Source organism: Isoptericola sp. NPDC060257, from assembly GCF_042726645.1.
In the GTDB taxonomy this organism is placed as follows: Bacteria; Actinomycetota; Actinomycetes; order Actinomycetales; family Cellulomonadaceae; genus Isoptericola; species Isoptericola nanjingensis.
The window spans coordinates 1-9,115 of sequence record NZ_JBHXAW010000184.1 but is presented as its reverse complement, the minus strand read 5'-3'; the positions used below and the strand labels follow the sequence as shown (position 1 = coordinate 9,115).

6 protein-coding genes are annotated in these 9,115 nt (G+C 73.1%); 3 read left to right on the top strand and 3 right to left on the bottom strand.

The genetic code is table 11. From position 1 onward, the window contains the following. The 3 genes from ACFWEK_RS14755 to ACFWEK_RS14745 all read right to left on the bottom strand — a co-directional run. Positions 1 to 1,209, bottom strand: a 1,209-nt coding sequence (locus tag ACFWEK_RS14755) for a hypothetical protein (protein WP_430554527.1), incomplete at its 3' end; no start/stop codon positions are given. 77 nt (positions 1,210 to 1,286) lie between these two features. Continuing rightward, positions 1,287 to 2,303: a hydroxyacid dehydrogenase gene (locus ACFWEK_RS14750; RefSeq protein ID WP_430554526.1), complete on the bottom strand. Its 1,017-nt coding sequence runs from the start codon at positions 2,301 to 2,303 to the stop codon at positions 1,287 to 1,289. Continuing rightward, on the bottom strand, positions 2,300 to 3,454 hold the full coding sequence (locus tag ACFWEK_RS14745; protein WP_430554525.1) for a mandelate racemase/muconate lactonizing enzyme family protein: 1,155 nt from the start codon (positions 3,452 to 3,454) through the stop codon (positions 2,300 to 2,302). Before ACFWEK_RS14745 ends, ACFWEK_RS14750 begins: the two co-directional genes overlap by 4 nt. A 202-nt stretch (positions 3,455 to 3,656) precedes the next feature. Between ACFWEK_RS14745 and ACFWEK_RS14740 the strand changes: the two genes are divergently transcribed. From ACFWEK_RS14740 to ACFWEK_RS14730, 3 genes are all read left to right on the top strand, one after another. Next, entirely contained in the window at positions 3,657 to 4,394 is a 738-nt protein-coding gene (locus ACFWEK_RS14740) for a FadR/GntR family transcriptional regulator (protein WP_430545723.1), read from the top strand. A gap of 306 nt (positions 4,395 to 4,700) precedes the next feature. Next, positions 4,701 to 7,139: a glycoside hydrolase N-terminal domain-containing protein gene (locus tag ACFWEK_RS14735; RefSeq protein WP_430554524.1), complete on the top strand. Its 2,439-nt coding sequence runs from the start codon at positions 4,701 to 4,703 to the stop codon at positions 7,137 to 7,139. A 59-nt stretch (positions 7,140 to 7,198) separates the two neighbouring features. Beyond that, complete coding sequence (locus ACFWEK_RS14730; protein WP_430554523.1) at positions 7,199 to 9,088, top strand: right-handed parallel beta-helix repeat-containing protein; 1,890 nt, start codon at positions 7,199 to 7,201, stop codon at positions 9,086 to 9,088. The last annotated feature ends 27 nt before the right edge of the window (positions 9,089 to 9,115 follow it).

Genomic DNA, 9,115 nt, shown 5'->3' with positions numbered 1-9,115 from the left:
GTCCTCGGCCCAGAACGCCCGGTCCGACAGGATCACCGCCTGCCGGTCGGGGTCCGCGAACACGGCGTCCCAGAACGTCGCGTCGACGTCGCCGCGGGCCAGCGCGTGGCGGGCGAGGAAGAGCAGGTCGTGCGCGTGCCAGGCGGTGCTCGGCGCGACGTCGGCCTCGTGGTGCCAGCCCGTGGCGGAGACGAACGGGCCGGCGGGCGACTGGTAGTGCGCGTAGGTCCGCAGGCACGCGTCGCGGAACTCGCCCAGCTCGGGCACGTCGACGTCGGCCAGCACCTCCTCGATGCCGTACAGGCTCAGCCCCATCCCCGCGACCAGCATCGGCGTGGTCGACAGCAGGTGCGTGTCGCCCCGCACGTACCAGTAGCGGTGGAACCGCGTGCAGCCCGCGTCGTCCACCCAGGCGGAGCGCGCGACGTGCCGGCAGATCGCCACCGCCTCCTCGAGGAGGTCGGGCCGGCCGAACCGGCGCGCGCCCAGGACCAGCGGCACCACCATGAGCCCGTAGTACTCGGCGGGCTCGAGGATGCCGCCGCCCTCCCGGTCGGTCGGCTGGCGGAAGACGCCCACGGACTCGCCGTCCGGCACCCCGCGCACGTGGCTGAGGCGCACCAGGGCGTCGAGGTCCTCCTCGAGCTCGGCGGCGTAGACGTCGTCGCCGCTCAGCTCCTCGTACCGCAGCTTGGCCCAGACCCGCGCGTACTCCTGGTTCACCGTGCCGTCGGGCGTCGGGCGTCCGCCGCCGTAGACGCGGCAGGCGTCGAGGTCGCGCCGGACGGCCGCGAGCACCTCGGCGCGCTCGTCCTCGGCCAGGAGGTGCCCGGCGTGCCGCAGCCCCTCCAGCAGGCCGAGGCAGCCCACCATGTTGTGGATCAGGCCCGCGGTGGCCGACTCCCCCACCTGGAACCCGATGTGGCGGAACTGCCCGTCGTCCTGCACGGTCCGCGCCTGGAAGAGCATCATCCGGCGCCACAGGTCGAGCCCGCGCTCGTCGAGGTGCCTCGCGAGGACCTCGCCGAACGCCGCGGTGGCCGGGGCGGAGAACGCCTGGTGCCCGCTGGTGAAGTCGACGAACGTCGCCGGGTTGGTGCCCCACACGCTGTGGTTGTGGAAGCCCCGGATCTGCCCCTCGTCGCCCACCCACGTGCGCATCCAGCGCGCGAGCGCCGCGACGTCGGGTCCTGCCTGTCCTGCGGCCATGCGTCCTCCTGCCTCGTCGTTGCGGACGGCGTCGTCGCGGACGACCTCGTCGCGGCTGGCATCCTCGCGCACCGGGGTCACGACGCCACCAGCTCGTCCGGGTGCGCGAACGGCAGCCCGCGGGCGAACCGCTCGACCTCCGCCACGACGGAGTCGCCGATCCGGCGCAGCTCCGTGCCCGTGGAGCCCGCGAGGTGCGGGGTGAGCACCACGTTCGGCAGGCTCCACAGCTCGCTGTCCGGCGGGGGCGGCTCGGGGTCGGTGACGTCGAGCACCGCGTCGATCCGGCCGGTGCGCAGCTCGGCGAGCAGCGCCTCGCCGTCGACGACGCCGCCGCGGGCGGTGTTGACGAGGGTGGCGCCGTCGGGCATCAGGCCGAGCACCCGGGCGTCGACCTGCCCCGCCGTCTCGGGGATGAGCGGCTGGTGCAGGGACAGGACGTCGCTGCGCGCGGCGACCTCGTCGAGGCCCGCCGCCCGCGCCCCGGGCAGGCCAGGCACCGGGCCGGGCGCCAGCTCCGGGGAGTACAGCAGCACGTCGAGGTCGAACGGCCCCAGCAGCTCGACGACGCGGCGCCCGACCAGCGAGGCCCCGACGATCCCCACGGTGCGGCGGTAGTTGCCCGTGCCGGTGAGGAGACGGTCCGCGTCCGGGGCGGCGCGCCGCTCGCGGTAGGCCCGCTCGGCGGCGTGCGCCTTCTTGTTCGCGAGCAGGATCATCGCCAGCGCGTACTCGGCGACCGGCACCGCGTTGGCGGCCCGGGCGTGGGACGCCGACACCCCGCGCGCCGCCAGCGCCGCCGGGTCGGCGAGGCACGTGCGCGCGACGCCGCCCGCGTAGGCGACGGCACGCAGCCGCGGCAGCAGCTCCGTCGGCACGGGCGGCGCGCCCCAGCCGGCGACCAGCAGCTCGGCGCCGGCAAGGCGGCGGCGCGCGGCCTCCGACGCGACCTCGACGACGACCTCCAGGTCGAGGTCCACGACCGCGCCCAGGCGCTCGAGGCCGTCCGCCCCGAAGACGCGCTCCACGAGCCCGGGCGGGTCGAAGGCCAGCACGGCGCGGGGCCGGGCCCCGGCCTGCGGGGAGGTGCTCACGGCTGCTCGCCCGCGCGGCGGCGCGCGAGGCGCAGGCCGGCGTCGACGGGTCGCACGTGGGGACCCGACGGCACGGCCCACGTGCCGGACTCGCGGTTCGTGGCGATGAGCTCCTCGTCGACCTCGATGCCGAGGCCGGGCGCGTCGCCCAGCACGATCCCGCCGTCCTGGATCTCCTGGTCCACGCGGAGCCCCACAGGCCACGACAGGTCCTGCACCTCGGTGACCAGGTGGTTGGGCACGGCGGCCGACGCGTGCGCGACGGGGTTGGCGTTGTAGCCCACCGGGCTCACCGGCAGGTCCCGGCCGAGGGCGAGCACCGAGACCCGCAGGAAGTGCGTGACGCCCCAGACGCTGCCCGCCTGCACGACGCCCACGGCGTCGCGGTCGAGCAGCGACCCGTACTGCTCGAGGCCCGTGAGGTTCTCCCCCGTGGCGACCGCCGCGCGCAGCTCGGACGCGACGGCCCGGTGCCCGGCGACGTCCCACCGGCGCACCGGCTCCTCGATCCACATGATGTCGACCTGGTCCTCGACGCGGCGGGCGAACCGGACCGCCTGGTGGCGCCCCCACGCCTCGTTCACGTCGTACATGAGGTCGGGGTGGTCGGTGTTCTCGCGGAGGACGTCGCGGACGATGGCGAGCCGCTTGACGTCGCGGTCGACGTCGAGGCCGCCTTTCACCTTGGCGCCGGTGAAGCCGCGCTCGGCCCACGGCTCGTAGAGCTCGACGAGCGCGTCGTCGGGCAGGGCGTACTCGAGCCCGGACGCATAGCCGGGCACGAAGCGGTCGGCCGCGCCGAGGGTGCGCCACAGCGGTTCGTCGGCCAGCTTGGCCTTGAGGTCCCACAGCGCCATGTCGAAGGCGCCGATGGTGCCGAACGTGCTGCCCGCGTGCCCGGACTTGAAGACGAACGCGAGCATGCGGTCGTAGAGCGCGGTCACCGCCCGCGGGTCCTGTCCCTCGAGGGCGCCGAAGACGAGGTCGAGGTCGCCGCTCGCCCCGAGGCCGACGCCGGTGACGCCGGCGTCCGTCTCGAGGAGCACGACCGGTACCTCGGTCACCCCGTCCGCGACGACGCCGTTGACGTCGCCCACCGGCCGCCCCCATCGGTGGACGGTCGTGAGGGTCCGGTATCCCGTGATGCGCATCCGCTGCTCCTACTCCGCACGCGCCGCCGTCGGCGCGAGTCTCGAGGCCGGGTCGTGGGAGGTGCAGCGGCTGGGTGCCAGCGCCTCGTCGAGCCTGTCGGCTGAGTCATAACTTATGATACGAGTGATGAGTGCGCAAGCCTCCGCTACGCTCGGGGTGGCCGTCAGCGCAGGCCGCGACGCAGAACGGAGCCCGGACGACATGACAACGACGCCCTCGACCGCCGGAGCGGTGCCCCGCCCCCAGCGACACCGCCCGCCGCTCGCCGCCGCGGTGGTGAAGAGCCTCGTCACGGCGATCGTCGTCGGCGAGTATCCCCCGGGCAGCGCCCTCCCCCCGGCGGGCGCCCTCTGCGAGCAGTACGAGGTCAGCCGCACCGTGATCCGCGAGGCCACCACCGCGCTGGTGGAGAAGGGCCTCGTCGCGTCGCGCCAGGGGTGGGGCACGATCGTGCTCGACCAGGACCAGTGGAGCCTGCTCGACCCGCTCGTCCTCGACGCGCTCTTCCAGCGCGAGGACCGCCTCGTCTACCTCGACAACCTCATCGAGATCCGCACCACCCTGGAGTGCGCGATGGCCCGGCGGGCGGCCGGCCTGCTCGACGCCGAGCAGCGGGCCGCGCTCGCCGCCAAGCTCGACGAGCTCGCCGACCTCGTCGACGACCCCACCGCGTACGCGCGCGTCGACCTCGAGTTCCACGAGCTGATCCACCGCGCCTCCCGCGACGCGTTCGGGCGCGCGATCGTCTCCAGCGTCCAGGGCAAGGCGCTGCACTCGCCGCAGTACAGCGGCACCCCGAGCGTTGACGACGTCCGCTCCACGCACGAGGGCCACACCCGGATCCTCGAGGCCCTCGCCGCCGGCGACGCGGACGGCGCGGAGGCCGCGATGCGCGAGCACATCACGTCGTCCTGGGCGCGCCGCCGGCCCCAGGAGTAGCACGGCCCGAGGCCCGGCCCTCCCGGCGGCACCGCTGCCGTCCGGAGCGCCGGGCCTCTTCTCGACCTGTTGACTTGTACTACATGTGATGTACTACATTCGATCCATCGCGGCACCGCGTCCCCGAGCACCTCGGGACGCGAGGACGGCGGGGCAGGGCTGCCCCGGCCTCCATCGGCCGTGACAGCACTCCAGCGACACCCTGCAGTTCCGGTACCGAAGGCGACGACGCCCGACCGCACGGGCAGCCGTTCGACCTTTCGTGGCCTCGACGACGAGACGGACGACGAGAGGGATGTGGATGCGATGACCTCGTTCACCCGACGAGACCTGCTGAGATCGACCGGCGCCGCGGCGGCCGGAGCGGTCGTGCTGGCCGGCGGTGCCCGCGCCGGCACGGCCGAGGCCACCGCGGGGGACGCGGCCCCGGACGACGCCGCGACCCGCCCGCTGGAGCTCTGGTACCCCCGGCCCGCGGCCGCGTGGCTGGAGGCGCTCGCGGTCGGCAACGGCCGGCTCGGCGCCATGGTCTTCGGCGGCGTCGCGGCCGAGACGCTCATGCTCAACGAGGACACGGTCTGGGCGGGCGGTCCGCACGACTACGCCGACCCCGCGGGCGCCGAGGCGCTGCCGGAGATCCGGCGGCTGCTGACCGAGGAGCGCTGGGCCGACGCCCAGCGGCTCGCCGACGCGCGCTTCATGGGTCGGCCCACGGAGCAGATGCAGTACCAGCCCGTCGGCGACCTCCACCTCGCCTTCCCCGGGCTGACCGACGACGTCGCGGAGTACCGCCGCTCGCTCGACCTCACCACGGCGGTGACGACCACGACGTTCGTCGCCGACGGCGTGCGGCACACACGCGAGGTGTTCGTCAGCCACGCCGACCAGGCGATCGTCGTGCGGCTGCGCGCGGACGTGCCGGGCGGCGTCTCGGTCGACGCCTCGTTCACGTCGCTGCAGGAGACGACCACCCTGGCGCACGACGGCCGGACGCTCGCGCTCGAGGGGCGCTCCGGCGAGGCCGAGGGCCTCGAGGGCGAGGTCCGGTTCGTCGCCCTGGCGCGGGCCCTCGCCGAGGGCGGCTCGGTGGTGTGCGACGAGACGTCGCTGCGGGTGCGGGGCGCCGACGCCGTCACGCTGCTCGTCACGATCGGCACCAGCCACCGGAGCTACCTCGACGTCGGTGGCGACCCGCTCCAGCAGGCGGCACCGCCCCTCGAGCGGGCGAGCGTCAGCGGCTTCGGCGTCCTGCGCCGGTCGCACGTGCGCGACCACCAGGAGCTGTTCGGGAGGGTCGACCTCGACCTCGGCACGTCGCCGTCGGCCGACCTGCCGACCGACGAGCGGGTGGCGGCGTTCCGGGCCGGCGGCGACCCGCAGCTCGCCGCCCTGTACTACCAGTTCGGCCGCTACCTGCTGATCTCGAGCTCACGCGCGCCGGGCCAGCCCGCCAACCTCCAGGGGCTCTGGAACGCGGAGATGCTGCCCGCCTGGCAGTCGAAGTACACGCTCAACATCAACTGCGAGATGAACTACTGGCCGGCGGGCCCGTCGAACCTCGCGGAGTGCTGGCGGCCGCTGTTCGCGATGATCGAGGAGCTCGCGGAGTCGGGGGCGCGGACGGCGCGGAAGATGTGGGGAGCCCGGGGGTGGGTGGCGCACCACAACACCGACCTGTGGCGCGGGACCGCCCCCGTGGACCACGCCTTCTACGGGGTGTGGCCCACCGGCGGCGCGTGGCTCTCGCTGCTCTTCTGGGAGCACTACGAGTACACCGGCGACCTCGACACCCTGCGCGAGTACTTCCCCGTGCTGCGCGGCGCGGTCGAGTTCTTCCTCGACACGCTCGTCGTCGACGACGCGACCGGCTACCTGGTCACGAGCCCGTCGCACTCCCCCGAGCTGAAGCACCACGAGGACGACGACGAGGGCGTGAGCCTCTGCGCCGGGCCGACGATGGACTGCCAGATCCTGCGGGACCTGTTCACCGCGTTCGACAAGGCGTCGCGGGAGCTCGGCCTCGACCGCGAGACGGCCGTGGCCGCCCTCGCCGCGCGCGACACGCTGCCCCCCAACCAGGTCGGCCACCTCGGCCAGCTCCAGGAGTGGCTGATCGACTGGGAGGACGCGGCCACCGAGACCAGCCGCCACGTCTCCCACCTGTGGGGCGTGTTCCCGAGCGACCAGATCACGCCGCGCCGGACGCCAGAGCTCGCGGCCGCGGCCGACCGGTCGCTCGAGCTGCGGGGCCCGGCCGTGACCGCCGGCTGGTCCCTGGCCTGGAAGATGAACATCCGCGCCCGCCTCCTGCAGCGCGACGGCGCCTACGCGCACCTCACGCAGCTGCTCTCCCCCGGCCGGACGGCGCCCAACCTGTTCGACCTGCACCCGCCGTTCCAGATCGACGGCAACTTCGGCGGTACGTCGGCGATCAACGAGATGCTCCTGCAGTCCCACTCCGGGGAGGTCTGGCTGCTGCCCTGCCTCCCCGAGGCGTGGCCCGAGGGGCGCGTGCGCGGCCTGCGCACCCGCGGGGGCTTCGAGATCACGATGACGTGGTCCGCCGGCCGCCTCGACCACGCCCGCGTGCGCTCCCTGCTCGGCCGCACCGTCCGCCTGCGCACCGACGCGCCCGTGCGCGTCGTCGGGCCGCACGGTCCGGTCGCCGTCGAGCGCCCCGAGGACGGCCTGGCCGTGTTCGAGACGCGGCGCGGCGCCACCTACGTCGTCCAGCCGACGGCCTGAGCCACCCGGCAGCCATCCACCAGCCACCCACCCGCACCACTCACGAGAAGAGGACACCGATGTCCAGACGATGGATCAGGACCGGCACGGCAGCGGTCGTCGCGGTCAGCGCGGTCGCGGCCGTCGGGGTCGGGGCCACGGCCTTCGACCCGTACGCCGCAAGCTCCCAGGGCGCCGGCAGGTGCCCCCAGCTCTACGTCTCCCCCGACGGGGACGACGCGGCGAAGGGCACCGCCGACGCGCCGTGGGCCACCGTCGACCACGCGCGCCAGTACATCCAGGACCGCGGGCTCAACCACGAGCGCAAGATGAAGTGCGACATCGTGGTCAACCTCGCCGAGGGCGACTACCCCGTCGACGAGACCATCGAGTTCACCGAGAAGGACTCGGGGAACAACGGCCACCAGGTGATCTACCGCTCCGCCGACGGACCCGGCAAGGCCAACCTCGTCGGCGCCGAGCCCGTCACCGGCTGGGAGCCCTACCAGGACGGCATCTACAAGACGACGTTCGACCCCGAGCAGCAGTTCTACACGCTGTTCGAGGACGGCGAGCGCTCCGAGCTGGCGCGCTACCCCAACCGGACCTCCGAGGACACGCAGGCCCCGTACCTGTTCTCCGTCCTCGGCGAGCCCGAGAAGGAGGCCGTCCGCTCCTGGCTCTACTGGAAGGACGGCGACTGGGACCCGGCGTGGGACGACACCGCGGACAGCAACCCGCTCAAGGACGCCCAGATCACGGTGTGGTCCGGCGGGTCCTGGAGCTGGTTCACGGACACGATCCCGATCGGCGGCGCGGACTACCGCAAGGGCTTCGCGACGTTCGACTACTGGTCGCGGTACGCCCTGGTCAACAGCCGCAGCGGGTCGCGCTACTACATCCAGAACGCCATGCCGTTCCTGGACCAGCCCGGTGAGTACTACGTGGACCGCGAGGCCGGCGAGCTCTACTACATGCCGCGGGGCGACATCGACGACGTCACCATCATGCGGCCGACCGTGGCCAAGCTCGTGGACATCAAGGGCGACTCCCCCGAGGACAAGGCGCACGACATCACGTTCGACGGCCTCGGCGTCCAGTACTCCGACTTCGTCGACTGGTACCGCGCCGGGTGGATCAGCGCCGGCGACTCCGGCGAGGTGCACACCTATCCCGAGTACGACCGCCAGATCGAGATGCCTCGCAACCGGTTCGGCGCCGTCACGCTCGAGAACACCAGCCACATCACCCTCACCGGCATGCACATCCGGGACACCGGGTTCATGGGCGTCTACGCACTGTTCGCCAACGACCACCTGACGGTCGAGGACTCCCTGCTGGAGAACATCGGCGCGGACGGCATCAAGGTCGAGGGCGGCTGGCCCGGCGAGGGCGACCTCACCCACGCCCACACGTTCCGCAACCTCTACATCGACCACGTCGGCGAGCTCGTCCCCGGCGACGCCTCCGGCATCGAGCTCATGGGCACGGGCGACAACACCGTCGAGCACGTCCACGTCAAGCACTCCGCGCGCTACGGCATCAGCCTCGAGTCGCGTCCCGAAGTGATCGACGGGGACCAGTACACGGACAACAACACGTTCCGCTACATCCGTATCGACCAGGCGGGGCTCGACTCGGGCGACATGGGTGCCTTCTACACCTACGGCGTCGCGAACCAGGAGCCGCACCCGATCCAGAACACCGTCGACCAGATGGTGATCGGCGACGTCATCCCCGACCCGGCCGGCGCGATGCCCGACAGCGGCACCCGCGGCATCCACATGGACGCCGGCGGCTGCGGCTTCGCCTTCTCCAACATCGAGGTCGGCAAGACGACCGACCAGTCGTACCAGTCCTACCAGTGCAACGAGGTCACCAACGGCAACTGGGAGGACGACTTCGACGCCACCCAGATGCAGTACGACCAGATCGGCGTGACCGCCGACTTCCCCTACCCCGTCGACTGACGACCGCGGCCGTGCCCGCGCCCCGCG

What these genes read in the sequence shown, in the direction of transcription:
- ACFWEK_RS14745 (WP_430554525.1), bottom strand. Translation starts at nt 3,454, where the DNA reads ATGCGCATCACGGGATACCGGACCCTCACGACCGTCCACCGATGGGGG.
- ACFWEK_RS14740 (WP_430545723.1), top strand. Translation starts at nt 3,657, where the DNA reads ATGACAACGACGCCCTCGACCGCCGGAGCGGTGCCCCGCCCCCAGCGA.
- ACFWEK_RS14735 (WP_430554524.1), top strand. Translation starts at nt 4,701, where the DNA reads ATGACCTCGTTCACCCGACGAGACCTGCTGAGATCGACCGGCGCCGCG.
- ACFWEK_RS14730 (WP_430554523.1), top strand. Translation starts at nt 7,199, where the DNA reads ATGTCCAGACGATGGATCAGGACCGGCACGGCAGCGGTCGTCGCGGTC.